We start from the raw sequence: 25857 nt of genomic DNA, 5'->3' as shown, positions 1-25857 counted from the left end.
GAATCTGGAGAAGATAAGGGCTAAAGCCCGTATCTTCCCAAATTCAAAGAACTGCACATCTGTGCGCTGCAAATTTCAGTTGCCAAATCACCCCGCCAAGCGCCGCACTTTTCGAACGCTATTCACACCCTGCAGCACCAATGAAGACTCCCCGGCTGAAGTTGTGTTCCTGGGGCATTTTGAAGGCGTCGCTGCGAGTACCCCGGAGAGTTACTTCCGCGATGCCACATGGGCGTATGATCGGTTGGCGGTTGCTGATGTGGAACCCTCCGACGCTCCAAGTCCAGGAGCTTGGTCCCTTCTCAATTGGGCGAAGCAGAATCAGGACCGGTTCTTCGAACAGATCATGCCCAAGGTCTTGGCAGCCAAGCAGAGGGCTATCACTTCATCGGGGTCAGAAGAGTCGGACAGCTGCGACGACACAACCGTACTGGAAGAGTTACTTGCCGGCGTACTCAGGAATGTCGAAGAAGGTATTAAAGGCAATATGCCAGCTCATGTGCGACAGAGAGTAAGGTACTGCCTCGACGAACTGAACAAGCGATGGAATGTCACAGTTCCAAGTGAATATCCAGAGAGACTTGCTGCAAGAATGGTCAAGTTGATTGATGAAGTGGTACAAGTAGCGATCAAGGATCCCGAGCCGTTTCGGGCGACATCGGAGTAGGCATTTGGAAATGATGTTGCCGGCCCCCCCCATGGCTTCCAGAATTTTTGCCAGCCCCCCACCCCCTTGAGGACTAGGGTACCTAGTTACCTAGCACAGCGGCGCGTGGTGCCAAAGGGGTGTTAAGATAGGCAATCTGGCTTTGGAACGTTGCCAATGGGCAACACTTTTGGCGTCGCGAATCCGTCTGCGGGGTGTGGTAGGTAAGTACCCGCTGGTAGGGAGACGCCGCTCGGGCATTGCGGGGACTCATCGATCACCCTGTACCGTGCCGTAATTAGCGGTGGTCAATCAGGCCGAGGGACTTAGCTCGATGCCCTTATCGCCAGAGGTCGTGAGCACCGCTGCGAGTTAGCAGCAGCCCCAACTCAACGAGGATGATGCATCCTCAGTAGCTTCGGATTGCTCGCATATCGCCGCGGTCAGACAGCCAGCGGTCGGTGCTTCCATCTTGAGGGCATCACGACGACGATCGGCAACAAATTTAGTCAATGCAGGGGTAAGCCTCCCATGGGGGTAGCAGAGATTGTGGACGACGGGGTTGCACACCGCTGGACCGGCACGCCAAAATACAGGCGTAACGCTTCGTGTCTTTCCGTGAGGTTTCGATGCTCTCGCGATGCTCTTTTGCCCTTAGGCAAGTGCTGCGGCCCCTTATCGCGCACGTCGTCGCCACGCTGATGATCGGCGTCGCAACGGCCAGCGCCGCCGAACCGATCGGACGGTTCGATCCGGGCCAAGACCTGTTGCTCGCCCACTTCGACCTGAAGACCGACGTCGACGACGTTCACTCGGTGGCGGCGATCGCCACCATGCTCGCCGACCCGGCGATGGCCAAAGTCCGCTGTCACGCGGTCGCAGGCGCCTACGGCGTGCAGACCGGGCTCTACGTGCCGGCAGAAGGGTTGTTCGACCTCGTCTTTGACGACGACTGGTCCGACGCCCACTCCGACCGCGACGCCGCCCTCGATCGGGTGACCCGGTTAGCCGCGGAGACGCTCGAAGCGGGGGGGACGGTCTGGGTCGCCGAGGCAGGGCAGTCCGACTTCACCGCAGCGGTTGTTCGGCGGCTCGCCGAGAGGGTCCCGGCCGACGAATTGCGTTCACGCATCGTTGTGGTCCAACACGCCGACTGGAACGAAGAGGTGACGACCGCTGCCGACCTGTCCTACGTCCGGCGTACGACCAATTACAAACGGATCCCCGACGGAAACTCGGTCGGTAACGGCACGCCCGGCTTCCGAAGCGAGTTGCCGGTCGACTGGCAGACGCGCATCACCATCGCTCGCCTCGCGACGATCTGGCGTCGAGCGATCGACATCGCCAACCGCTACAACGGCGTGGAGGGGCGCTACCTTAATGAAGCGATCGCCGCCGGCGGACTCGATTTTAGCGATGTTTCCGAAGTGGCGTGGATCTTTGGCCTGGAGGACCTCACCGACGCAGAGGCGTTCTTCGATCGCTTTGCGACGTGTCCTGCGGGGGGGCGTGGGAATGAAGACCCTTCGGGTGGAACGGGATTAATAGGTGGCGGGAACCGTTTGCCGAGGTGAGCAAGACGCGGTCCGGACTCTGCAGCTGGACCACCTGACCACTCGGTGGCTGCCCAGCCAACTGCAGAGGTCTCGTCTGGCCGCAGAGACCGTTGCGAGTTAGCTGACGCCCCATCTCAGCGAGGCTGATGCATCCGCTGCGCCTAACCGGGTCCGCGAATTGCCTGCGGTGGTGCGACCTCAGCAGGAAGTGGGAGGGGTTCCTTCCCGCCTGACCTCGGTCATACGTTTGCCATGTTCCCAACCGACGCCCGCAGGACTGCTCGTAAAGACCATTGCAGTGCGGCAGTGTGGCCTCTGCTCATTGCAAGGCAAAGGCTCCCACAATTGGGTCTTTCGACGCTCGATAGCATGGCTTACAGATTCGCTGTTTAGGCTTTGCAGTACCGGTTACGCCTCAGCGAGCCTGTGGGCCTGGCCTGACGGCCAGCACAGCACTAGCTTAAACACTGGTTCCTAAAGTGTGGGCAGGTCAGTGCGGACCGGGCTGGTGGCAATGGTGCGAGAGGCTGGGGATGGGGAGTGAAGAGAGCGGGCTGCAAGTTTGGTGAAACGGGGCGATAGGCCATTAAGTAGCGCCTAGCGAACTGAGGCGCCGTGGTATTGCAGTCGCCGTGGTTTGTGGTTTTAATGGATCCGCGAGTAGCGTTCAACAGATTGCAGCGTCTTATCACCCCATTTGCTGCCGGGGCGACATTGCGTCTCATCCACTTCTGGAGAGGAAAAGAAATATGACCACCGCACCTTCTGATTCGACTGGTGAATTCGAATTCAGCGAGTCTCAGAACCAAGTGATCGGCAGTCTCGCTGGAAAGATGGCGCTCGTTGGTTTCGTGATGACATTCTTCGGACTGCTCCAAATGTTCAACGGTCTGATGTCTCTCTTTCTGACTCGTAATCCAGATCGCGTGATTTCGGCGGCGCAGAAGGCAGGCGTGACTGACGAGAATCTGAGCGCGTTGAAGGAGGCACTCTCTGGTGGCTTCTGGTCGTCGCCGGTTACCGTTTCCGCGATCGCGTTTGCCCTGGCTGGGCTGCTCTTATTTTTGGTCGGCCTGTGGACGCGACAGGCAGCGTTTGGCTTTGCCGGTATTGTGGTCACCAAAGGTAAGGACATTTCGCGATTGATGGACGCGCTGGGATCGCTGCATCGAAAGTACAGTTTGATCTACAACGTCGTGTTGGTAGCGGCGGTCATCAGCTTAGTGTCGCTCGTTCTTAGCCTCTGGCAGTATTGGCGTAGTGCTTAATAGAGCGACGAACAATACTTGGGTCATGCCGAAGTGGAACTGGCTTACGGCGAGCTCTGCGAGTCTGCTCCAGCGGATGCGTGCGATTGATGACTTAACAGAGATAAATCGTGGAAGAATGACAACCCGTTTAATTGCAGGAAGCGACAGCAAAATCTCCTTTAATGATCTTGCGGCGCTGTTGAGCTTAGGAAACCTTAACACGTCCGCACTACGGCTTTTCTTGAAGCTGAATATCATTGAGCAACCAAAGGCATCAGGTATTAATTGAGCTCCCCCGACGCGAAGCCGCTTCAGAATTGGTATCGCTTCGACGCCGACGGCACCGCTTACCTGCAGCTGCTCAAGAACGCGCCCGCCGACCCCTTCGAAGGCATGTAAGCGAGGCCACACTCTCCAAAATCGGTGAGGTGACTGGGTTGCCGAGAAGGCCTGCGTCTAACGCACGTGTGCAATCGGAAAAGCAGAGCCGGGTCCCCCATTCCCAACTCACAGAGCCGCTCGAAACGGACTGTCCATGGAGAACCTCAACGAATTCGCCCACGATTGCCACGGGGGGAAGCAGCGTGTTAAAGTAGGGAGGCGTCCCGAGAGTGGAGCGTTTCCAGGCTCGATCCATATGGGAAGTGTAAGAAAAACTAGGAAGCCAAATCCCCTAAATCACATAGAGACCGAGTTGATATGAAGAAGCGCATTCAGGCAATCCTCGATTCCCTCCGCACGTTCATTGTTGAGCACAAGTACGAGGACACGCCCATTTTGACGGCCTACGTAGGCATCGATTCAATGGATCAAGATAATCGCCGCGACCGACCTGCGTGGTTGATTGAACTCAAAAACGAAGCGAAACGCCTTGAAGAGCAACATGGCACCGAGAACCTGAAACGTCGCGACACTCGACGAAAGTGGGAAAACACGGAAGAAATGATTATGGCGCACTTGCAGGATAGCAAGCCGCAGGGGCGTTCGATTGTTATCTTCACCGATCACGAAGATTTCTTGACGGTCGATCTTCCTATCCCGATGAAGACACAACTGTTTTACGGCGTTCCCCAGGTAAAGCCCTTCCTCTTCGCTTTGGATTCCTACAAGAAATGCTTGGTCGTTTTGTTTTCCGAGCAAGAAGGCAAGCTGTTGGAGGTATTTCTCACCGCACCGACGGGCGAAGCGCTCGTACAGACGCCCTCAATGGGGTCTATCTCGTTACGACCGGGCGGAAATAAGTCGCGAACACAGGCGTCCGATCGTCGTGACCTCGATACGGAGCGCCGGATCGTGAAGGAGAAAGCTGAAGAGGTAAACGCCTATTTGCTCGCTGATCCTGAGATTCAGCATGTTATTTTTGGCGGTAACTTAAAGTTGGCTCACGCGGTGAAGAACGCTCTGCACCCGGCAGTGTCTGAATCTCTTGTCACGGTTGAACCGATCTCGTATGAGGCCTCGAACAATCAAACCGCCGAAATCGCCAAGCGGATTGCCGATGAGAAGGAATTGGAGCACGACCTGGCCCTCGTCAACGAGTTAATTTCCCGGAGACATGCCTGCGGCACAGCGGTACTCGAAACGCAAGGCGTGCTGTTGGCGCTGGAGCAGGGTCAAGCGAGCAAGCTCGTCGTTTCCGTGCCGATCGACTCCGACAAATTCGATCAGCTCTTAATCAAGTCGATCTTAAACAACTGCGAAATCGAATTTCTCCATGGCGAGGCCGCCAAGAAACTCAACGAATTCGGTGGCATAGCCGCCGTGCTGTACTATTCGGGCAAATGAACACTGTAAGCGCAACACTAGTATTGCTGGAGAATTGTGACTTTTCCACACGACGTTCTAACCAGCTGAAATCGTTCGAATTATAGCGGGCCAGTTGTGTGAGGCCTTCAAGAATTGCTTACCAATCGAAAATGCTTAGAACTGGTTGGATTGATCGAACAAGCGAGTGGCCAAAATGCGTGCTTGATGAAGCGCCCCCGCCCCGAACTCAAGAGAGCCTTTGCAAACCGAGGGTCAGGTCCTTAAGTTAGTGCCATTGAGGTGCGCACCATTTTTTTCCCGAGCGAGACCTGTGGGTCTGGCAAAAATGGTAACATTCAATCCCAACTCCTGTGTGCCCGCATCTTTCCGCTCACTGTTGATTCCCATGTGATTCCCATGTCAGACACTCACAATCTGGAACAGCGCGGGCTGTGGTTGTCGGTCGCCGGGGCATTGTTCATGGCGGCGCTCGGAATCGGCTTTGCCATCGTGACGTCCTCTGACGCGGTCCTCCTGGATGGACTCTTCTCGCTGGTTGGCTGCGTGGTTGGGCTGATGGCCTTGCGTGTGGCGTCGCTGGTCAAGCGACCCGACGATGACTTGTTCCACTTCGGGTACGCCGCCTATGAGCCGATGCTGAACCTTACGAAGGGATTGCTAATGGGGTTCGTTTCCCTGTTCGCACTGGTGTCGTCCGTCGCCGACGCGATACAAGGTGGGCGAGACGTAAACGTCGGTTGGGCTTTGTTCTACGCGGTGATCGCGGCGGCGGGATGTTTCGCGATCGCTCTGACACAGCACCGATTGGCCATTAAAATTCGATCACCCTTGATCGAGGTGGACGCAAAGAATTGGCTGGTTGACGGAGTCCTGTCGGTCGCTGTGGCGGTCGCGTTCCTGGTGGCGATCTTGTTGTCGGGCACTCGGCTGTCACCTCTTTTGCCCTACACGGATTCCACTGTCGTCATCATTCTCGTCTTGGTGAGCTTCCCGATTCCAGCAAAGATCATCCGCGACAACTGGAATCAACTGATCGGAAGGGCGCCAGACGAAGCGCACCAGATGCGGGTGCGAGAGCTGATCGCGTCGGCGCTACGTCTTGAGGTCGTGGCAGATACGAAGATTCGCATGCAACAGGTGGGTCGGTTCACTTACGTCCAACTGTACGTCGTTTGCCACAGCGATCCCGAGGGCGGAATTCTCTCGCTCGACCGCTTTCGTGATAACGTGGCCAAAGCATTGGCTGGAGAGTTTAGTCATTTGGCGATGGACATCATATTCACTCGAGATCCGCGCTGGGTGGCTGAATCGGTTGGCAGCTCGGAAATGTGTTTGATGTACGAAGACGACTGAGCCCGACGCGCTTCCAACCCCTCGACAATGTAAAGGCGCCCGGTGCAAAAGTACATTGTGGCACGCAGCGTCGCCGCCCTGCGTGCGTCGGTCGCCTACGTTGATGGCTCTTAGCGGTTTCTCGAACTGACGGAGGTTGGACCACCCGATCGGAGTTGCGCTCGACGCGAACTTGCAGCGGTCTTGTTCGAGAAATGACACCTCAGCGCCGTAGCAAAATCTCTTCCAGCGGTCGGGTGATGCATCCGACGCGAGTTCGGCAGGTCCATTTCTAACTCCGGTCAGATTCACCTCTGCTGTATAGCGGTATTCTGAACCAAGTTACAATCCGTATGCATACTGGCACTTCGACTAGGTAGGTTTCGTCAAGAGGATTATCTTGTGAATCTCTGCATAAGAAGGTCATACTGAGGAAGTCTCTCTCTAATGGCAGTTTCGACAACAGTCAATAGCGTGGTGTGGTACAGGCTTGCAAGACGCCATTTACATTTGGCCAAACGGCCACTTGGCAAACCGTGGGGTGCGTGAGCAGCCTCACTCCATTGGTCTTTCTGTGCGAACAATGCAGTAAGAGCGCCACTTGGGCGGTGATATTGATAATGTAAGTACAGGAGCAAAGATGTCACGACAATTTGACGCCATAATTATCGGCGCTGGCCACAACGGATTGACTTGTGCCTGCTACCTTGCCAGGGCTGGGTTGAAGGTCCTGGTCCTAGAACAGTCGCACACGATTGGCGGCATGACGGTAACTGAGGAGATCACTCTTCCGGGCTTCAAGTCCGACTTGCATGCGTTCGGTTATCAGTTTGCCAACCTTTCGCCTGTGCCGAAGGAACTAAACCTGTCGGCTCACGGGTTCGAACTAATCTGGCCAAACATCAACTACTCCCACGTTTTCCCCGATGGGGGATTCATCGCCATGCACCGGTCATTGGAGGAAACCGTTCGGAGTATCGGGCGTTACTCCAAGAAGGATGGCGAGACTTGGCGGCGATTGGCCGGACAATTTGTTGAGCAGAAGGACCAGATCACGAGGTGGATGAACTCCCCTCCCGCTTCGCTTACGGCGGCGACCTTACAGCTTGCCCAGATGCCGCATGGCATGGACGAATATCGATTTGAGCTTCAGAGCACGAGATCATGGGTAGCGGAACAGTTCGAGGCGGACGAGACACGGTTGTTCATCGCCACCTTCGCATCCCACGCCAGCGTCAGCCCTGATGATGTGGGCGGAGCGCACCTTGCGTGGCTCTTCACGAGCCTCATACAGGCCGTGGGCAACCGAGTTGTCAGAGGAGGTATGCACAACCTTCCCCTTGCGCTGGCTGCTTACCTCCGCTCTAAGGGAGGGCAAATCCGCACCGGAGCCCGCGTCAACAAGATCGTGGTCAAAGACAATCGGGCCGTCGGAGTTCGGCTCGTCGATGGTGAGGAAATCGGCGTCAAGCAGATCGTGGCGTCGAACGCCGATCCACGCCAATTGATCGTCGATTTCCTTGGTCCAGAACACATCGACGCCAATCTGATCAGCAAGATGCAACAGTATGAGTGGGGCGACGCCTACATGGCCATCTACCTCGCCCTCGACGGTCCCCTCAATTACCTAGCAGGCGCCGATGCTGATCGTTCTGCCTATGTCCATCCTACGCCGCCGACGCTGGATTACCTGTCTAGCGTGTACACCGAATGCCGTGGCGGCCTGCTACCCGCCGCGCCGCTGGTGCTCATGTGCAATGATTCTGCCATCGATCCAGACCGCGCGCCAGTGGGCAAGAATGTGATGAAACTGGTCGTAAACAACGTTCCGTATGACATTAAAGGGGATGCCACGGGAAAGATCCATGGCCGAACCTGGGACGCAGCGAAGGAGGCCTATGCCGATCACCTCATTGATCTGATCACTAAAACCTACGTTCCCAATCTGCGGGATCGGATACTTAGGCGAGTCGTCCATTCCCCAGTGGATATGGAGCGAGCGATCCCAAGTGCTGTGCGAGGAACGGTCACTCACGGTGCATTCTTGCCGTATCAGTCGGGTGCTCAGCGGCCGCTTCCGGGACTGGGGCAATACCGCATGCCGGTCCCAAACGTTTACCTTTGCGGCTCCGGTAGTCACCCCGGTGGCGGCGTGTCGATGGCTCCCGGCCGCAATTCGGCCCAGGTCATCCTTGCCGCGCTGCAGGGAAACGACATCGCGAGCTGAGCTATTGCGTTACCCACTGTCGGTCAAATCGTCCAATGTCAATTTGCATGAGGCCGAACGCCAACAACCTCAGCGGTCTCCATGTCGTGAACAAAACGCCAACAGCTCAGCGAATCCTTAATCCAATTCGGTCGATGCTACCGCCGTCGCGGTACCATTACTCAACTCACCCGTCGACGTAAACCCAGATTTCAGTGGAGGTTGCGCACCGCTCGCTGGTTCGAAACCGCTAATCGAACCTCGTACGGGCTCCCACTTGCCAAGACGACGAAAAGGCAAAAAAACACTATCCCATAGGGGCGTAGCGGCTATACTGGTAGCTACAGTTTGCTGCGAGTGGTTCCCGTCAGAGCCGTTTGGGAAACCCCGGCTACAGTTATGCACCAAGTTTTCTACCCAGAGTGACTAATGAAGACGACACCCTATTGCGGAAGCACGTTCTACTATTCCAGCCTCGCCGCGTGCCTCTTGCTCGCCGCCATCGCCTCGAACGCCTCGGCGGCCGTGATCGAGATCGATCCCGGGCCAGTCGGCTCGTCGTTCAATGTTCTCGGCGATGTTCCATTCACTGAATTGAACGGGCAAGCGCTCGATGGCAGTACCATCACCCTCGACTTCGTGTTCAGCGACCAAAAACTGCTCGTACTGGACGCGACCACCACGGATTTGCTGAAGGCCCAGGTCATTTTTCTCACCGACACCAACCCGGCAGAGTTTCCCGTACAGACCGGCGTCTCTGGATTCCTCAGCGACATCAACGGCCAGAATATCCTCGATGCAACCACAGGTTCGAGTGGCACGGGGTTAAATACAGGCCTCCCAACGATCGCGTTTAACAATGTCGCGGACGGCCTGTTGTTCCACGATGTCCACCTGACGTTCACGCTGCCGACTCAAAATGGTGCAATCACCAGCGCGAGCTTCAAAATCTTCCTAGATGATGGTACCCCCAACGTGCTGCGCGTCGTCCCCGAGCCCTCGTCGCTAGCGCTGCTGGGGCTCGGCGGGGTGCTGGTCGCACGCCGTCGCCGGCATTGGAAGTCTCTATAAATTTTCTGCTCGTTATGAGCCCGCGCTGATGACCGAACGCCTTGTCCACCGTAATCACCCAGGAATCCCGATGAAAGTCTTGAATAACGCAGTAACGTGTTGCCTGCTCGCCTGCTTGGGCGTGGCCCATTCGGCCAATGCCGATGTCCTGCTGCTGATCGATGTCACCGACCCCAGCGCGGTGACGATCCAATCCACCGATGGCCTGGTGCTGAACACCGGCGGCAACGGCTCGCCGGTCGACCTCGCCGACTTCTTTACCGCAGACACGGGCTTCAATGAGGCGCCGATGAGCGGCGACCTAAGCCGGTTCTCTAACGGCGAACTGTTCACCGTTTACCGCAACACGAGCACGACGCTGCAACTGTTCTCCGGTGCCGGCTTCAATTTAGGCGAGTTCACCGCAGGCCAACTCGCCTTCAACGGCACCGGCACACTTGACCTCAGCGCCCTGCCGCTGCCGGGCCCCGGCGCAACCGGAGACATCAACGGCTTCAGAGAACTGCTGGGAACGTGGCAAGTCGTGCCCGTGCCCGAGCCCTCATCGCTCGCGCTGCTGGGCCTGGGCGGGCTGCTTATCGCCCGGCGCCGACGGCATTCAAACTGAAACACTTTTGCTGAAAGTCCTAATGAAACTGCCCCTGTTAACTCTCGCCGCGCTCCTATTGATTGCTGCACCTGCAGTATCGTCTACGCTTGAGATCGATCTCACCCCGCCGACTGATGTCTCCCATCAGTTCAGCGGCCTCTACGGGTTGTCGAATATCCTCAATATGGATTTTGCGCCAATCGTCGCCGACATCAGCACCTACTCGACGATTCAACTTGAAATGCTGATGCCTTCAGGGCAATCGATCCTAGTTGATAAACCTGATGGCCACGCACCGACTATGCGGATCAATGTGAACATGGTGGTCCCGCTGAGCGCTGCAGACGGTGTCAATGAGTTGCCGACCACCATTGAATTGTTGGGCCTGTCGGGCACCGCGCCATCTCAATTCGAATCCCATCTCGATGTCCGTGACAACGGCAATCAGATGGTGCTCAAGGTGGGATTCACTGTCAACGATTCGTTCTCCTTCACCGGCTTCAGAACGACCACGGCCGGCCCATTTCCCAACAGTGAAGCCGATGTGAACACCTATGAGAACGAATACGGTGCGACTTTCGATTTCCGCTACTTCCCACAAACCGACGAGGGACAGTTTGTCTCGATCGTCCCCGAGCCCTCGTCGCTGGCGTTGTTGGGCCTAGGCGGGCTGCTCGTTGCGCGGCGGCGGCGGTTCTGATTGAAACCTTGAGTAAGTGAACAGAAAAATGAAAAGACAACTAACCTCGATCGCCCTGTTCGCCGCCTGCTTTACCGCCACCTTGCCCGCCCGCGCGGCGGTCGTGACGCTAAGCCCAGGTATCGATGGAGGGGTAGTACTTGTTGCTGATGGGGAGGCAGGATTTGGCCAACTTTTTTCGAATCAATTGAGTCTCGTTATCGCGGGCAGTGAAGTCGTCGGCCCTGACAACAGCACGTTTAACAGCACGAGCGCAGGAGGCACTCTGGTCGTCACTAGCCCATACACGGTGACTTCCGTCCAAATCGATACGAACTTCGGCCAGGATTTCATCAATTTCAATCTTTCCGACTATGCCAACGGCGGAGCCATCGACTTTCAGAATGTTACTGCCAACTGGACGGTCGATGTCCTTAGCTTTGACTCGCTCACGCCCGGAACCTATGGCACCAATTACACCGACACCACGCTGGTGATCTTGCCCATCCCCGAGCCCGCGTCGGCGGCGCTGCTGGCGATCGGCGGGCTGGCGATGATCCGCCGACGGAGGGGTGAATGATTGTGGAACACTCAAGACGCCTATTGAGATGTATCGTGCCCCAGCTCGCTGTGGTGCTGGCGTGTGCCCTAATGACGGGTGAATCGCGGGCGGGCCTGGTGCTCGCGGTCGATCCGGTCGCGATGACCTACCAACTGAACGGGATGGCAGAATTCACTCCGTTCTTCGGCGATGATTCTGATTTCGGCCAGTGGGGCATCGCAAGCGGCGGGAGTTTCGGCGCCTTGACTTCGTTTGATTCCACGTTCGCCACGGCATCGCCCAACGGGCTTGCGCTCACGCGTCTGCGTCTGTTCGACACCGCGACCGACCTGATCGTCGATTGGGGCGTCAGCGGCGTCGGCCAGCAGCAGGTGTTCGGCAACGGACAGATCATCAGCTACGCTGGCGCTTCGGTCACACAGAAATCGTATTTCGAAAGCATAATCGGCCAGTCGCTCACACCAATCCCAAGCCTCTCCGCAGAACCGATCCCGGTCGTGAGTGTCCCCGAGCCGACGTCGCTGGCACTACTGGGTCTGGCTGGTGCCGTGCTCTTGAGGCCACGTCGGTGGCGACGGTAAGTCGCAGAGGTTCGCACAGCCTCATGCGGCTGGACCAATCGACCGGAGTTGTGCTCAAAGCGAAGTTGCAGCGGTCTATCTTCGGCAAGGACACTTCCATCAGTTTTCCGAGTGCCTCAGCCGCTGAGGTTGGACCAACCGACTCGGCTTAGCCTCTCCTCAAACTGATGGAGGTGGTGGCGACCTCCGTAGTTGCGCCACCAAATCGACATAAATAGGCCATGGCTCGCGAAGCCCGCTTCGACTACACCGTCCTGTATAAATTGGATTGCCACAGCTTTTTGCAAGAATTAAACAGGATAACGCGATATTTTGTGGAAGATGGAGCACCCTTAAGGCGAGCAGCGACACGAGCATCCGCCGCAAACTTGTGAGATTGCCAACTGACGGTCGGAGCGCATGCCGCAGCCGAACAATTCACGCAGCCGCTCGGTAGTCGTGCTTCAGTAGCCTACCTAGTCGCTCGGGGCAGCAAGATCTCCAGAGTCGAAACGCATGCTGCAACTCCCAGCATCTGAGCGAGTTTTGATACAAAGCTCATGCGGCGTGAGAATAGCTGTCTAGGGAGAGGCCGGACGAATCGCCGACTCAGCAGGAGGCAATTCTGGCGAATTCCACCCCGCTTGTCTGCTAGGACGGGCTTGCAGCAGTGCCCCGTTTCGCCCGATATTAACCTCTCATCTTTGCCAGTCCACCCCGGCAAGTTCCCCGAGGAATCGATCACAAGTGACCAATTGGCCTTAAACCCTAGGTGGCTGCTTGATGGAAATCTCGCTTTCAATCACCAGCACGGAGGGGGTGCTGGCCATGCTGGTTGGCGTATGTGCGTTTATTGTGCCAACCTGTATGACAATTTGCTCGATTGCGGATGGAGCATCGTCATACCTGAGGCGATTTCGCGATGGGTCAGAGCCGTCCGATGAAACGCTCGGCTATCACTATTGCGGTCGCCCTTCCCTGCGCGGTAGTTGCGGCGTGGATCGGATTCATGATCGAGGCATTCATCAGCGACTTATCGGTCGGTGTCTTTTCCTTCCATTGCTGGCTCCTCTAAGATATTTTCGGCGGTGCATTTTTCGGTGCTATCCCCGGCTTGGCGTGCTACTCAAGAGTTACAGTCACGCTGCCTGAGCGAATTATTCAATGCAGATACCTCTTGGCAAGAACGTTCGGCGTGCGCATCGAGTCCGCGAATTGGCAATGACTCAACCGCTGATGATGCCCTACCTCGTTTGAAGGGTGGTTTCATCTTCCAGAAAGTATAGCGTTATCCTGTTTGATTCTGTGGAAAACCCTTGTGGCAACTTGTTTTACAGGACAGTCCTTGCTTATTCGATTGTGCGTTCGATAGGTTGGCCGTTTCGAAACACTATCCTAGTCGGTCTCATTGGAAGGTCCCGTCATGGAGGGCGCAGGAATATTGATGTGGCGCAGCCAGATGTGATAGAGGCCGAATAGGGCGATTGTGGCGATTCCTGAGCAGACTGCACAGGCATACCAATTGCGAACGATCAGCAACATCGGGACTAGGAAAATCATTATTTGGAACGTCAGAGCAAAAGGAAGGGCTGAAATATCCCTCCGATGTTCGCTGGTTACCTGCTGCTTTACAGGTTCGGGCAATTCGTCCTTGAGGTGTTTCCAAAAGCCGAAAGGCCAGGTCGTTCGATAGAAATGACGCAACACTTCCGGGTCTGTGGGAGGTGTCAATAGAGCTCCTGCAACGGAACCCAGCAGGCCAATTCCTCCGATGAATAGCAACTGATATTGAGGACCCAAATCAGGAAAGAGCAATCGTTGACAGAGGGCAGCCACCATGCCGCAAACCATGCCACACGCAAAACCACCGCCGTTAAATCGCCACCAATAAAGCCTCAGAATAATAGGCATCATCATGCCACCACCGAGTCCCATGATGATCCAATCCCAAACTTCGTGGATACTCTTCACATTGTAGGCAAATGCGAAACCAATGAAGACCATGGCTGCGATGAAGATCCAAGTGGCAACCAACAATTCACGGATTTCAGCAGACGGCCGAATGTGCTTTTGGTAAATATCACGAACGAACATTCCGGCTGTCATGTTGACGTTCGAATCAAATGTGGACATCGATGCTGCGAGCAATGCGATCAACATCAGTCCGCGGAAACCGGAAGGAATCTTGAAGAGCAGGACGGCGGGAAGAATGCGTTCGGGATTCACAGTGCCGTGATAGCTGACCAATAGTAGTTGCCCCTTCCACCGCTCTCCGAGCCCTGCATGTAATTCGGCAACTAGTTGGGGATCACTGGATTCCGGCGAGTTGATTAGGGCGGAGGTGACGTGTTGCCAGTTCTCCTCTGTTACGTCCGGCACATGTTGTTTGATCAGGGAAGCAGTATCTTGGATTACCGATTGGTCAGGGAAAAGGCTATTGACTAGAACCAAGCCCAATACAGCAAATCCCATCATCATCGGCCAGCGTACGGACATCAAGCAGGTCCACAGGAATGATAGCTTGCTGCAATCGGCGTCACTCTTAGCACCGAAGTATTTAGGATCGTCGCCGGTGCCCATTCCAAAGAAAAGATTGCGTAGCAGGTAAAGACCGGCGAAGGCAATTAGGGCTTGATACTGCTGGTAACCTTCGGGCATGGGAGTATGCCACTCCGGCGTGGCAGTCGTCCATTGAGAGTTGCCGGTGACTTGTGTCGCTAGCACCTGTAAGCTGCCGGCATCGGTCACCTCAGACATCGCCAAGTAGGAAACCAGAATTACGGCAGCGATGATTATTAACGACTGAAGGAGGTCCGTGAATACAACGCCGTAGAACCCTGAGAACATTGTATAGATAGCTGCCACTCCAATCAGGGCGACAGCGCATTGCATGGGAGAGAACGGCAACAGCATCGAGAGAAACAGCCCCATCGCCTTAATAAGATAGGCCAACATGCCAATCAACCAGACGATGGAAGCGATCGCCTTGGCAAGTTGGGCAAAGCGGCCTCCGGGCCCGTCGCCGAAGCGATAAATCATCCATTCGGCGCCAGTTAGGCAGCCGGATCGGCGATGCCACTTGCCGGTCCAGAGCATCATGAGCACCAGTACCAATACAGCGCCGCCGCGAAACTCAATGAATAGTCCTCGCGGTCCCAGCATGTAGAGGAAGGAGACGATTACCATCGTGCCGGCTACGTCCAAGTAGCTGGCCATTCCAGAAGCGCCCAACATCCACCATGGTAATGCGCGTCCGCCGACTAGATAGTCTTCTAGGCTAGCCGACGCAAATTTCTTGAGATAGAAAGTCATCCCGATCAGCAACAAGAGATAGAGGCTGATGATCGTGTAGTCGAAAGAGTTAAGATACCCGCTGGTCACAATGATTTCGTCCTTGGAAAGATTCTTCCCAGCCAGAAGCGTACAGCCTAATTAAGGCTAAATGAAATAGAAAAGAAGATATTCGAGTAAAATTATAACTAGAACCATCCTCATGGCACATAGGTTTGAGCACTGTTAGTGTAGAACGTATTGGGGTGGTCCTCTCAAAGAAAATGTTGATGTTTTCCTATCATGATTGTTTCCTAATGAGTCAGCAACGCGTCAATTTTTCAGTTCCAATACTGCCGTCACTGGATAGTGATCAGATGGGTATCTTCCCTGATCATTGAAGTAATCTATCGCAGCCTCAGACACATCCCAATGTGGTGTTGAAAGAATCCAATCGATACGTCGTCCCGAGCGACTACCAGTCCAGTGCGAGTTTGATGACTCACCTTTTGGGGCGTGGAATGGAAAATTCAACCGGTAAGTATCAGTCAAGCTAAGTGCATCAGTTGAGTAAAGTAATACCTGATATGGCAGGCTTCCTTCGTCAGAATTGAAATCTCCAGTGATTATGGCTGGAGAAGCACCTGCAATGAACTCGATGTGAGCACGTAGGATTGCGGCTGATTGAAGTCGAGCCTCTCGACTCTTGTTGTCGAAGTGTGTGTTGAATACGAAGAAACTTGATTCAGGTCTTGATCGCTCGCGAAGATGTGTCCAGGAAACCATGCGAGGCCAATTGGGATTCCAAGACTTCGAGCCAGGAACGTCGGGGGTTTCACTGAGCCAAAAGTGTCCCGATTGCGTTTTCTTAAATCGCGACTTGAGAAAGTATATTGCGCTTTGCTCTTCTTCTGGGTCCGTCGGGATTCGGCTTGTACCATGGTGTTCGTATTCCGATAGATTCTGCTTAAAGAACTCCGCTTGCATGCCCATTAACTCTTGCGTTCCCAGAACGTCTGGATCAAATTGACGTATGGTCTTTATGACCAGCTCACGGCGATTTCTCCAATGGTTAGCGCCATCTTGGGCTTTGCCATTTCGGATATTGAAGCTCATGACTCTAACAGTCGATGCGTCAGGACTTTCTGCCGCGACTGAAGGTGCAGCAAAGCCACAATTGCAGATCGTCCCGATCATAGCCAAGAGTATCTGGCTCAGGATAAAGTGAATTGCCCTTTGCTCTCGTTCATGACGGACTATCAAAAGAAACGCTCCTGTGACGAGATCATATTGCGATTTCCAGAAGTTCTTTTTCAGATCTCGTTATGTGAGGTGCAAGCAAACTATTTCTGATGGACGGTAATCAATGGGAACACAATTCCATGGATTGTTCTCATCACTTAGCTCCGTGAACAGATCAACTTGCTCCAAGTCATCTTCCATGATGTTCGAATTCCATGCAGTCGTGAATGGTAGCTTAGACTTTAGTACGGCCTTGCCATGTTGACCGTAAGGATCATAGAGTCGTACCACAACTCCGTCGCCTTCTTCAGCAGGCTTAATGGTATCTAAGACGAGATCTCCCTCTACGGTGAACAGGGATTGTCCAGCATCGCTAGATGGTCGGTTGACCCAAAGGAGTGGCTGATTGAATGTGGTCGCCTCAGAGACAACTTTTCCTCTTCGCCAATCTCCTTGGTGTGGGACAACGGCATAGGAAAACTGATGCTTGCCAATATCGCAATATTTATCTGGGTAGGTAGGTGCTCTTAGTAAGCTCAACGCAAGTACGCCGCGATCCACACTAAACCCGTATTTGCAATCCGTGAGTAAGCCGAGCCCGTAACCAGGCTCAGAAAGATCGGCCCAGCGATGCCCTGGCACTTCGAATTGGGCCGCATCTGCCGCCGTATTGCGGTGTGTTGGACGTTCGGCAAACCCGAAGGGCATTTCAAACGTTGCGCGGTCTGAGCGGACCGTGGTGGGAAAGAGAACCTTGAGAAGCTGGTGCTCCTCTTGCCATTCGACCTCGCAGTCAAATTCCAGCCGTCGCGAATCTGCGTCCAAACGAACGGTCTGTGTCATGGTGCTGTTGCGACCAATTGATCGCTCGAAGACGATTTCAGCTCGCAACGGTCCTTTCGACTGAATTTCGCATCTTGATGCTGGCTCACAATCTTGCCCAGTTTCCAATATCGATGGTTCGACGTCCCAGGCATCCCAGAGGCTGGGCCGATCCTCGTGGAGTACCAATTTGTTGCCTGGCGTACTCAGAATTTGCCGGCTAGATTCCAGATCAACTAACTCGAGCACCTCTCCGCTCTCTGAGAGAACCACAGTCATTAGACCGTTCTGCAGATGCAGTTTTCCCTCGTGGAGTTCAACGGCCACGGGAACGAATGGCTTATTGCCAGGTACATGTCGACCAAAACCTACCGAAGGAGATTCTACAAGTGTCAGACCTCGGCCAGCAACATCCACTACCTCGCGGCGTGAGACACTTGTCGTATTTAGAGGCAACAATTCATTCGGCTGCGAATCGTCCGAAGCGAGTTGGTCGAGAAGTTCGTCTCGAATCGCCTGACCGTATTCCAGAATCGAGGCGAAATCGGCTCGTGCCTGTTCATGCACTTGCGCAATCGAGGAGCCAGGGAGAATGTCGTGAAATTGATTCAGCAACAGCTTTTTCCACAACTGATCGACACCCTCTTTGGGATAAACTGCCTGCGATTCACTGTGAGCCAATACGCCCACGAGTTCAATGTCGTGGAGCAAGCGTTCGCTTTTCCGCAGCCCCCGTTTCATCATTGCTTGGCTTGTGTAGGTAGCGCGATGCAGCTCCAAGTAGAGTTCGCCCACAATGGTCGGAATCGATCGAGTATTTTTCTCAAGTTGCTCAAAAAACTGTTCAGGAGTTCGCTGCTTACAACGTGGAACCCCAAGAAGATCTTCGGTTCGGCGTAATGTCTCTAGCATTTCGGGCGTTGGACCTCCGCCTCCGTCTCCGTGTCCAAAGAGGTAATAGGCATCATGTCCACGATCGGAATTCTTGTAGTTTGCCGCATGATAACGAAGTTCTTCGACTTCGCATGTTCCGCTGTAAGTGTCTGCCGGAGGGAAGTGGGTCAGCACACGACTGCCATCAGGGCTTTCCCAGTAAAAAGTGTGGTGTGGAGGCGAAGTGAAGCGATTCCAAGAGAGCTTCTGAGTCAGAAACTTGTCGATCCCAGCCAATTGCATGATTTGCGGCAATTGTCCTGAGTAGCCGAACACGTCTGGATTCCAAAACTCAGTGCAACGATGATCGAACCGGCTTTCAAAATAGCGCTGTCCAAAGAGGAACTGCCTACAAAGCGATTCGCCAGATGGAAGAATACAGTCCGGCTCAATATAAGTTCCCCCCACAGGGACCCATTGACCCGAATCGGTCTTCGCCAGAATTCTCCCAAATAGATCAGGGTTCTGACGCTCGATACATTCATACTGGTAGGCCTGCGAGCAGGCAAAAAGAAACTCGGGATAGTCGTCCATGTTTCGCACGGCAGAACTGAACGTTCGCACGGTCTTTCGGTAGGATTCCGCAAGTGGCCAAAGCCAGGCTGTGTCAATGTGCGCGTGTCCGATTGCGCTTAGCTCATGACACACTCCGCCGTTGCTTACGTCTAGCAACTTGGAGAGCATCTTGCGTGCGGTCCTCCAAGTCTTGCGGTTGCTTAGGTCCAGTGTGTTGCACACTGCGTTGAGATCGTAGAGAAGCTGTCCCGCCCACGCAGGATCAAGGGCTGGACGGACTAACGGTTTTTTCTCTGGGCCGATCGCTCTTGTTAGCTGGAGAGGGACTCGATCAGCCACAAGTTCCGTTAAAACCCGGACGTCGTGATAGAGGTCCCACGCGTCTTGATCGAAGCAGCGTATCTCGCACATTTCAAGCCAGTGTGACGACCTTGCAGAGATCTCTGGCCAAGGTAACCCCGGTACACCGTCCGCACCGAGCAAATGATTGCAAGCAACTTCAACAAAAACAGTAAATTCTTCGCCGCCAACTGCTTCTTCAATTAACATGGCCGTATCGCGTCCTGGATTAAAGCCTTGAACCGAACGACCCTCCATCCAAAGTAGTGCTTCACTGTTGCTACGCCATGCCAGATCAACTCGGCGACCTTTCCAATCTACCGGGACCTGAATCCTAAGTCGAAACCAGAAAGTTGCGAACGTTGGCCCAAGAGATTCACCCAATTTGACCGAGCGAAAATTTAGTGCCGTCGATTCAGAGGGTGGAATTCGTTCGACTGGACCTGCAATTTCGAGTTGCTCTACTCGATTACGTTCAGGATAAATCGCCTCGCCGAGTCTGTTCTCAAGAGACTGAATTCGTCCGAGAATATAGTTGCTTTCCCCAAGAAACGGCGGCGAGCTGGCAGGATGGTTTTGGCAAGAAGCGATGGGCTGGCGCTCTGCTATCGTTTTTTCTTGCTGCTGGTGCATAAGTGAGTTCGTGCCAGGTTCGTATCATGAAGAAAGTAATTTTGGAGCAGGACTAAAGACTTCGATGTGGAAACTTCGGGCCACGATTCTACTTCGTCTGGGTTGGCGGCCCGATTGAACCGCCGTCAAAGATTTTGAGATTCTTAGGTTCTAGGAGTAACGGACCTTGCCAGTTATCTATAGTGCCACCTCCCGCAAACCAGTCAGCACAAGCATTCATATATTCCACTGGATCGGGTCGCTCGAAAGAAGCGAGCGGTGGATTGATAAATTTACCAATACCTTCACAGTCAACGGTGCAAACACTCAACCGGTCACCTATAGATAAGCCCGCCTCGCTGGCCGCCCGAATGACTCCCATGGCTGCAGGTAGCGTTACGCAAAGCACGGCTGTTGTTTGGTCGTCGATCTTTTGAATCCATTTTCGAGCAACTTTAACTCCTGCTTCAAAAATATTTTCATCGACACCACAAGGCTCATCGACCAGTCGACCGCCCACTTCCTCACTTCTCAGCCAGTCGCCCCATTCGTCCATTCTTGCCTGAGTTATCGTGTTATGTCCCTGGATGTTGATGCAATCGATCCGACGGTGCCCTAATCGTTGTAAACGCTGCATCATGGAAATGATTAGTCGTGGCGGAAACAATACGATAGACGGCATATCGAAGTGCGTGAGATCTTCTGATAGTGCGACTACGCTGTTTGCATCGGTTAGCAACTCGGCTGTCCATGCGGGGATAGGTTCCGAGCTGGTCACCAAGAAAACGCCATCGAATGCTCTGATTGATTCCGTGAGAGCAGGGTCATCCCAATGGTGGTAATTGATAACTCGTATACGGTCTCCTCGCTGACGTGCAACGTTCTCCATGGCTGCCAACCAGAGTTGGAGATCCGGCGAAAACGACGTGGGAGAAATACTGGGCGAAACAAAAGCGATTTGCATTCCGCCAACTTTGTCACGTGCTTTCGAGCTAAGTACCAAACGCCGGTTGGGCGCCCGTACCAGTAAGCCTTTCCCCTCGAGGTCTTCAAGTGCTTTGCGAAGCGTGACCCGACTGACGCCAATGTCGTCGGCAAGCTCTCTTTCCGCGGGCATGCCAGTCAGGGCGTAGTCCCCCTCCTGAATTCGACGTTCGATCATGCTGGCAATTCGAAGATGCTTCATTTCGCAGATAATTTGTGGTCGCTGGTATTGCAGAAATATTTTGACTCAATGTTGGCCTAGACCAACAGATAGTCCATAATTGGTATACTGACATGCTAATCTAAAATTTCCATTTAGGGAAATCAAGTAGAGGCATTTTTACGTTTCCAAGGAGAATTTAGACTGACGATTGACAATAATACCAAAAATGGTCTATAATACGAAGCTCTTCTGTTGCTCCCGTCAGAAATTATGCAAGTATTACGCGTCCAATGCAGTCACAGTACCTACAACCAAGGACGTGCATCCGACAGCAAATGGCAATATCCGCGGTGCCGACTCCAGCTTACTTCCCTCAAAGAGGCCACTTGCGTGGGCCAGCTGCTACCGCTGGCTTCACCTTAGTCGAGTTGATGACTGTCATTGCAATGATCGGCGTACTGATTGCACTACTACTCCCGGCCGTTCAAGCAGCCCGGGAGGCCTCGCGACGGACTCAATGCACCAACAATTTGAAGCAACTCTCGATTGGGCTTGCCACTTTTGAGGCGGTACACGCCAAATTCCCGGCTGGGCAACGTTGGTCAGGCCCCCGATCGGATCCGGCAAGCTATGCGAGCGCATGGTCAGTGGCCTTACTCCCGCAAATAGAGCAACAGGCGGTCGCCAATCTGTTCGACACGCGATTTCCCCAAAGTGCTCCGCGCAATCTTCCTGCGACGAGTCAGGTTATTAGTCTCTACCTGTGCCCGAGTAATTCGCAGATCGAGTCACATCGATCCGAGTCTGGTCACTTGATAAATTTGGGTGGTGTCCCGGGTGAGGGAATGGCTTGCATGGACTATCTCGGCATCTCCGGTCCTGACAAAGATGCCAAGAATCCATTGAACGGCGAGCTCTATGGCCGACAGAGGGGCATCCTGATCGGTACCAAAGGCTTTCCCAACAGCGATAAGCTCACCGATCCTCCTCCCATCCGAGCCAAGGACGTAACCGATGGTCTGTCGAACACTACCTGGCTTACGGAGTGTACTGGGCGCGGTGCTGATGAAAAGCAAGGCATTGTCGATGCGATCCATGGCGCTTGGGCCTCAGGCAATAACGTCACTCATATAGACGGCGGCATTAACGATGACCCACTCCCACAGGCATGGCACAATGAGCGGATTCACTCGGACCACCCCGGTGGCGCCCTGTTCGCTATGTGCGATGGTTCAATTCACTTTCTGCCTGACTCGACCAGTAAAAAAGTGATTCGCTCCCTCTGTTCTCGCAACGGTGAAGAGCTACTGTCCGAGGACGCGCTCTGAAGACTGGTCGGCGGTTGCACTCATGAGGTGTTGCCTCATTGCGACAGAATCTGGCTAGGAAAAGTTGGTCACTTACCGCCGATGGTCGTTGGCAAACCACAATTCGCAAAGGCAAATGGATTATTTTCGCTGCGTGGTAAACCTTATAGTGAAAAATGAAGAAAGACCCTGACATGAAGAAGTGGATGGAACGAAGGTACATCGTCGCCCTGATCAGTTATTTGGGAGTCATGATTTGCCAAGTTTCCGTTGAAGCTAAGCCATTGAATGTGCTTTTCATTGTGATTGATGATTTGCGCCCGGAGGTAGGTTGCTACGGCAATGATTCCATGGTCACGCCAAATATTGATCGACTGGCGGCGAAAGGTATGAAGTTTAACCACGCCTATTGCCAGTATCCGGTCTGCAATCCCAGCCGCTCCTCGTTTTTGACCGGCAAGCGTCCAGATGAGCTCGGAATCGTTTCCAACCGAGTGTCATTGCGCAAAGAGTGGCCGAACATCATCACGTTGCCGCAACTGTTCCGTAAGAACGGATATTTCACTGCTGGACTGGGAAAACTTTTCCACCAGGGACTGGATGACAACGGCAGTCAAACCCTATTTCGCGACGCGGCATCTTTTGACTTTTCTTACAAAGCATTGGGAAATAGCCCGAAAATTGGAAAGAAGGGCGAAGGACGCAAAGCGGGTGAAGGCAGCATACCCTGGTGTAAGTGGCTGGCCGCCGAGGGAGGCGACGAGGCACAACCCGACGGTATGCTCGCTGCCGAAGCGGTGCGCGTTCTTGAAGAACATCACGACCAACCTTTTTTCATTGGTGTTGGGTTCCATAAACCTCATGATCCCTTTATTGCTCCGAAGGAGTATTTCGATCTCTATCCGCTCGATAAAGTCAAGTTGGCCCAGGATCCAGAGGATCGCATCCCTCTGTTGAAATATGCCCTTCCAAAGAGTTACGATTTCTCGAAGTTCACCGACCAAGATTGCCGTGAAATTAAACGAGCCTACCAGGCATGTACCAGTTTCTCGGATGCGCAAGTGGGCAAATTGTTTGAAGCGATGGACCGGCTGGAGCTGTGGGACAGCACGATTGTCTTGCTCCTGGGCGACCATGGATACCATCTAGGGGAACATGGCTGGTGGAACAAGGTGACCATCTTCGAACTCGGTGCGCGCGGCCCCATGATCATGTGGGTGCCCTGTGCCGAGGAGATGGGCCAAGAGACCGATTCCGTCGTGGAGTTTCTGGATATCTACCCGACGGTCGTGGACTACTGCGGGCTCAAGGCACCGCACAAGCTTTCGGGAAAGAGCCTGCGTCCGGTGTTGGAGAACCCTTCCAGCACTTGGGACAAAGCGGCCTATACGCAAGTTGTGCGAGGGGGAGTTGGGATGGGCTATAGCGTTCGCGTTGGCCCGTGGCGTTTCACACAATGGGGCAATGATGGCGAGGGGGGCATTGAACTCTATGATCACTCCAAGGATCAGCTAGAGTATTACAATCTGGCGGACCAACCCGAATACAGCAAACTTCGCAATCGCCTCGCCACATTGTTAAAGAAGGGTTTCCCCGTTTTGAATTGAAACGCTGACCTAGACCCAATTGAGACTCGCTATGGATTGTCGATGAATAGGGCCCAGTTTAATCAGACGTTGCTTCTCGTTGTCTTTTCCACACTCGCTTCGTGCCTCTGCCGAGCCTCTCTGAGTGCAGAAGTCTGTCGGCCCAATGTCATACTTGTGATGACAGATGACCAGAGCTTTGCAGACTTTGGTGTGAATGGCAACGAAGTCATCCTGACGCCCTATATCGACTTGCTTGCTGAGCAGAGTACATCATTCTCTCAGTTCTACGTCAGCCCCGTGTGTTCCGCGACCCGAGCCAGCCTGATGACAGGACGCTACAACTACCGAACTCGAGTCGTCGATACTTGGCTGGGGCGTTCGATGCTAGAACCCTCAGAGGTCACGCTTGCAGAGTCACTTTCCAAGGGGGGATATGCCACGGGAATTTTTGGCAAGTGGCATCTCGGCGACTGCTATCCCATGCGACCTACTGATCAGGGTTTTCAAGAAGCTCTGGTTCATCGTGGAGGAGGGCTAGCCCAGCCTTCCGACCCCTTGAACAATCGACGTCGATACACCGATCCGGTTTTGATTCACAACGGCGAGACGGTACAAACTCAGGGCTACTGCACTGATGTGTACTTCCGCGCCGCGGAGCAATTCATTGATCTAGCTGTCGCACAAGAAAAGAATTTCTTTGTCTACATTGCGACTAACGCACCGCATGGACCTTACCACGATGTTCCTGAGCGACTCCGCGCGCAATACGCGGCAGAAAGTGATCGACTACGCAGGTTACTGCCAGAAGATTCAGCGTCGGACGATCGCGTTGTTGATGATCTTACGCGAGTAGCTGCAATGATTACGAATATCGATGAAAATGTGGGCAAACTTAGACGATTCCTAGAATCTAGACGTCTGAACCAGAACACTCTTTTCCTATTTCTTTGCGATAATGGCCCGACGCCACGCCGATTTACCGGCAAGCACCGAGGAATGAAGTGTGAGGTACTTGAAGGGGGGATCCGCTCGCCTCTTTGGATTAGCTGGCCTGCTGGAATAAAGTCAAACGGTAAACTCAATGAAATTGCCGCACATATCGATCTGATGCCAACCATACTGGAGGCATGTGGCATTGAGCCGGATGCAAATATTCAACTCGACGGCCGCAGCTTGATGCCGCTGATTCAGAATGCCGATGTCGATTGGCCTGATCGAGAGATCGTCATTCAGGCGCACCGCGGCGGCGAGCCTCAGCGATATCACAATTTCATGATCCGAAATCAGCAATGGAAGCTAGTGCATCCCAGCGGTTTTGATCTGGAAACATTTGAGGGCACGCCTCAATTTGAGCTCTACGATACAGCTACCGATCCTGGCGAAATGCGAAACCTAGCCGAACTACATTCCGAGCTCGTCGACCGACTTCGAGCGGCTTACGACCGATGGTTTGACGACGTCTCGGCAACCCGCCCCAACAACTACGCTCCGCCCCGAATTCACGTCGGAACTGAGTTCGAGAAGGAGACGGTGCTGACGCGAAACGATTGGCAGGGAGAAAACTGGTCGAGTGAGACCGTTGGCCACTGGCAGGTGCGAATCGCCCGAGGCGGTATTTATCGGGCGGTCGTGCATTTCGAGCAGCTTGGTGACGAAGTCACTATCGAAATCGGCGACGTGCACCGTACAGTATCTTCAAATGGCCGAATGTCCGTGGCGTTCGATGAGATCCAACTCTCTCCGGGAGAGTGCTCAGTGACTGCGTGGGCAAGCAGACCGGGACGTTGGGGAGCCTACCAGATTTTCCTATCTCGTGTCGCAGAAAGTTATCCCACTCCCTAACTGCGAGTCGTGTGGCAAAG

Annotated in this window: 20 protein-coding genes; 15 read left to right on the top strand and 5 right to left on the bottom strand. The window is 54.0% G+C overall.

Annotated elements, in window-relative coordinates; genetic code table 11:
* Positions 1-667: hypothetical protein (locus Pla144_RS21680; protein WP_231936490.1), on the top strand; the 667-nt coding region annotated here is incomplete at its 5' end.
* Positions 668-749: 82 nt separating this feature from the next.
* Here the strand turns inward: Pla144_RS21680 and Pla144_RS24845 are convergent.
* The gene (locus Pla144_RS24845; RefSeq protein ID WP_197530917.1) at positions 750-920 is read right to left on the bottom strand and encodes a hypothetical protein; all 171 of its coding nucleotides are present in this window, start codon (positions 918-920) and stop codon (positions 750-752) included.
* A gap of 334 nt (positions 921-1254) precedes the next feature.
* Here Pla144_RS24845 and Pla144_RS21675 point away from each other — a divergent pair, with 334 nt between their 5' ends.
* The 11 genes from Pla144_RS21675 (at position 1255) to Pla144_RS25330 (ending at position 13293) form a co-directional block, all read left to right on the top strand.
* On the top strand, positions 1255-2220 hold the full coding sequence (locus tag Pla144_RS21675; protein ID WP_197530916.1) for a hypothetical protein: 966 nt from the start codon (positions 1255-1257) through the stop codon (positions 2218-2220).
* Positions 2221-2951: 731 nt separating this feature from the next.
* Positions 2952-3470 (top strand): hypothetical protein, encoded by a 519-nt coding sequence (locus tag Pla144_RS21670; RefSeq protein WP_146452792.1) that lies wholly within the window; start codon positions 2952-2954, stop codon positions 3468-3470.
* A gap of 681 nt (positions 3471-4151) precedes the next feature.
* Positions 4152-5237, top strand: coding sequence for a baeRF10 domain-containing protein (locus Pla144_RS21665; RefSeq protein ID WP_146452791.1), 1086 nt, complete (start codon positions 4152-4154; stop codon positions 5235-5237).
* A 378-nt stretch (positions 5238-5615) separates the two neighbouring features.
* Entirely contained in the window at positions 5616-6572 is a 957-nt protein-coding gene (locus Pla144_RS21660; RefSeq protein ID WP_146452790.1) for a cation diffusion facilitator family transporter, read from the top strand.
* Positions 6573-7191: 619 nt separating this feature from the next.
* A complete protein-coding gene (locus Pla144_RS21655) occupies positions 7192-8778 on the top strand; it encodes a phytoene desaturase family protein (RefSeq protein ID WP_146452789.1) in 1587 nt (528 codons plus the stop codon).
* 408 nt (positions 8779-9186) lie between these two features.
* Positions 9187-9828: a PEP-CTERM sorting domain-containing protein gene (locus Pla144_RS21650; protein WP_146452788.1), complete on the top strand. Its 642-nt coding sequence runs from the start codon at positions 9187-9189 to the stop codon at positions 9826-9828.
* Between the two features lie 28 nt (positions 9829-9856).
* Positions 9857-10435, top strand: a complete 579-nt coding sequence (locus tag Pla144_RS21645) for a PEP-CTERM sorting domain-containing protein (protein WP_146452787.1) — start codon at positions 9857-9859, stop codon at positions 10433-10435.
* Between the two features lie 22 nt (positions 10436-10457).
* Entirely contained in the window at positions 10458-11117 is a 660-nt protein-coding gene (locus Pla144_RS21640) for a PEP-CTERM sorting domain-containing protein (RefSeq protein ID WP_146452786.1), read from the top strand.
* A 28-nt stretch (positions 11118-11145) separates the two neighbouring features.
* Positions 11146-11676: a PEP-CTERM sorting domain-containing protein gene (locus Pla144_RS21635; protein WP_146452785.1), complete on the top strand. Its 531-nt coding sequence runs from the start codon at positions 11146-11148 to the stop codon at positions 11674-11676.
* Between the two features lie 2 nt (positions 11677-11678).
* Positions 11679-12239 carry a PEP-CTERM sorting domain-containing protein gene (locus Pla144_RS21630; RefSeq protein ID WP_197530915.1) on the top strand — a complete coding sequence of 187 codons (561 nt, stop codon included), beginning with the start codon at positions 11679-11681 and terminating at the stop codon, positions 12237-12239.
* Between the two features lie 919 nt (positions 12240-13158).
* Positions 13159-13293 carry a hypothetical protein gene (locus Pla144_RS25330; protein ID WP_261342333.1) on the top strand — a complete coding sequence of 45 codons (135 nt, stop codon included), beginning with the start codon at positions 13159-13161 and terminating at the stop codon, positions 13291-13293.
* A 320-nt stretch (positions 13294-13613) separates the two neighbouring features.
* Here the strand turns inward: Pla144_RS25330 and Pla144_RS21625 are convergent, their stop codons facing one another.
* From Pla144_RS21625 to Pla144_RS21610, 4 genes are all read right to left on the bottom strand, one after another.
* Complete coding sequence (locus Pla144_RS21625; protein WP_197530914.1) at positions 13614-15599, bottom strand: sodium:solute symporter family transporter; 1986 nt, start codon at positions 15597-15599, stop codon at positions 13614-13616.
* 222 nt (positions 15600-15821) lie between these two features.
* Entirely contained in the window at positions 15822-16751 is a 930-nt protein-coding gene (locus tag Pla144_RS21620; RefSeq protein ID WP_146452783.1) for an endonuclease/exonuclease/phosphatase family protein, read from the bottom strand.
* Positions 16752-16811: 60 nt separating this feature from the next.
* The gene (locus tag Pla144_RS21615) at positions 16812-19973 is read right to left on the bottom strand and encodes an alpha-mannosidase (RefSeq protein WP_146452782.1); all 3162 of its coding nucleotides are present in this window, start codon (positions 19971-19973) and stop codon (positions 16812-16814) included.
* A gap of 88 nt (positions 19974-20061) precedes the next feature.
* Positions 20062-21114 carry a LacI family DNA-binding transcriptional regulator gene (locus Pla144_RS21610; RefSeq protein WP_197530913.1) on the bottom strand — a complete coding sequence of 351 codons (1053 nt, stop codon included), beginning with the start codon at positions 21112-21114 and terminating at the stop codon, positions 20062-20064.
* Between the two features lie 320 nt (positions 21115-21434).
* Here Pla144_RS21610 and Pla144_RS21605 point away from each other — a divergent pair, with 320 nt between their 5' ends.
* The 3 genes from Pla144_RS21605 to Pla144_RS21595 all read left to right on the top strand — a co-directional run bounded on the left by Pla144_RS21605 (position 21435) and on the right by Pla144_RS21595 (position 25837).
* A complete protein-coding gene (locus Pla144_RS21605) occupies positions 21435-22427 on the top strand; it encodes a DUF1559 domain-containing protein (protein WP_197530912.1) in 993 nt (330 codons plus the stop codon).
* A 155-nt stretch (positions 22428-22582) separates the two neighbouring features.
* On the top strand, positions 22583-24013 hold the full coding sequence (locus tag Pla144_RS21600) for a sulfatase (protein ID WP_146452779.1): 1431 nt from the start codon (positions 22583-22585) through the stop codon (positions 24011-24013).
* A 42-nt stretch (positions 24014-24055) separates the two neighbouring features.
* Positions 24056-25837: an arylsulfatase gene (locus Pla144_RS21595; protein WP_146452778.1), complete on the top strand. Its 1782-nt coding sequence runs from the start codon at positions 24056-24058 to the stop codon at positions 25835-25837.
* The last annotated feature ends 20 nt before the right edge of the window (positions 25838-25857 follow it).

This window comes from Bythopirellula polymerisocia (assembly GCF_007860015.1).
GTDB classification, from domain to species: Bacteria; Planctomycetota; Planctomycetia; order Pirellulales; family Lacipirellulaceae; genus Bythopirellula; species Bythopirellula polymerisocia.
Note: the sequence above shows the minus strand (reverse complement) of the source record. Positions and strands in the feature narration are given on the sequence as shown.

What these genes read in the sequence shown, in the direction of transcription:
- Pla144_RS24845 (WP_197530917.1), bottom strand. Translation starts at nt 920, where the DNA reads ATGAGTCCCCGCAATGCCCGAGCGGCGTCTCCCTACCAGCGGGTACTT.
- Pla144_RS21670 (WP_146452792.1), top strand. Translation starts at nt 2,952, where the DNA reads ATGACCACCGCACCTTCTGATTCGACTGGTGAATTCGAATTCAGCGAG.
- Pla144_RS21665 (WP_146452791.1), top strand. Translation starts at nt 4,152, where the DNA reads ATGAAGAAGCGCATTCAGGCAATCCTCGATTCCCTCCGCACGTTCATT.
- Pla144_RS21660 (WP_146452790.1), top strand. Translation starts at nt 5,616, where the DNA reads ATGTCAGACACTCACAATCTGGAACAGCGCGGGCTGTGGTTGTCGGTC.
- Pla144_RS21655 (WP_146452789.1), top strand. Translation starts at nt 7,192, where the DNA reads ATGTCACGACAATTTGACGCCATAATTATCGGCGCTGGCCACAACGGA.
- Pla144_RS21650 (WP_146452788.1), top strand. Translation starts at nt 9,187, where the DNA reads ATGAAGACGACACCCTATTGCGGAAGCACGTTCTACTATTCCAGCCTC.
- Pla144_RS21645 (WP_146452787.1), top strand. Translation starts at nt 9,857, where the DNA reads ATGACCGAACGCCTTGTCCACCGTAATCACCCAGGAATCCCGATGAAA.
- Pla144_RS21640 (WP_146452786.1), top strand. Translation starts at nt 10,458, where the DNA reads ATGAAACTGCCCCTGTTAACTCTCGCCGCGCTCCTATTGATTGCTGCA.
- Pla144_RS21635 (WP_146452785.1), top strand. Translation starts at nt 11,146, where the DNA reads ATGAAAAGACAACTAACCTCGATCGCCCTGTTCGCCGCCTGCTTTACC.
- Pla144_RS25330 (WP_261342333.1), top strand. Translation starts at nt 13,159, where the DNA reads ATGAAACGCTCGGCTATCACTATTGCGGTCGCCCTTCCCTGCGCGGTA.
- Pla144_RS21615 (WP_146452782.1), bottom strand. Translation starts at nt 19,973, where the DNA reads ATGCACCAGCAGCAAGAAAAAACGATAGCAGAGCGCCAGCCCATCGCT.
- Pla144_RS21610 (WP_197530913.1), bottom strand. Translation starts at nt 21,114, where the DNA reads ATGATCGAACGTCGAATTCAGGAGGGGGACTACGCCCTGACTGGCATG.
- Pla144_RS21605 (WP_197530912.1), top strand. Translation starts at nt 21,435, where the DNA reads ATGGCAATATCCGCGGTGCCGACTCCAGCTTACTTCCCTCAAAGAGGC.
- Pla144_RS21600 (WP_146452779.1), top strand. Translation starts at nt 22,583, where the DNA reads ATGAAGAAAGACCCTGACATGAAGAAGTGGATGGAACGAAGGTACATC.
- Pla144_RS21595 (WP_146452778.1), top strand. Translation starts at nt 24,056, where the DNA reads ATGAATAGGGCCCAGTTTAATCAGACGTTGCTTCTCGTTGTCTTTTCC.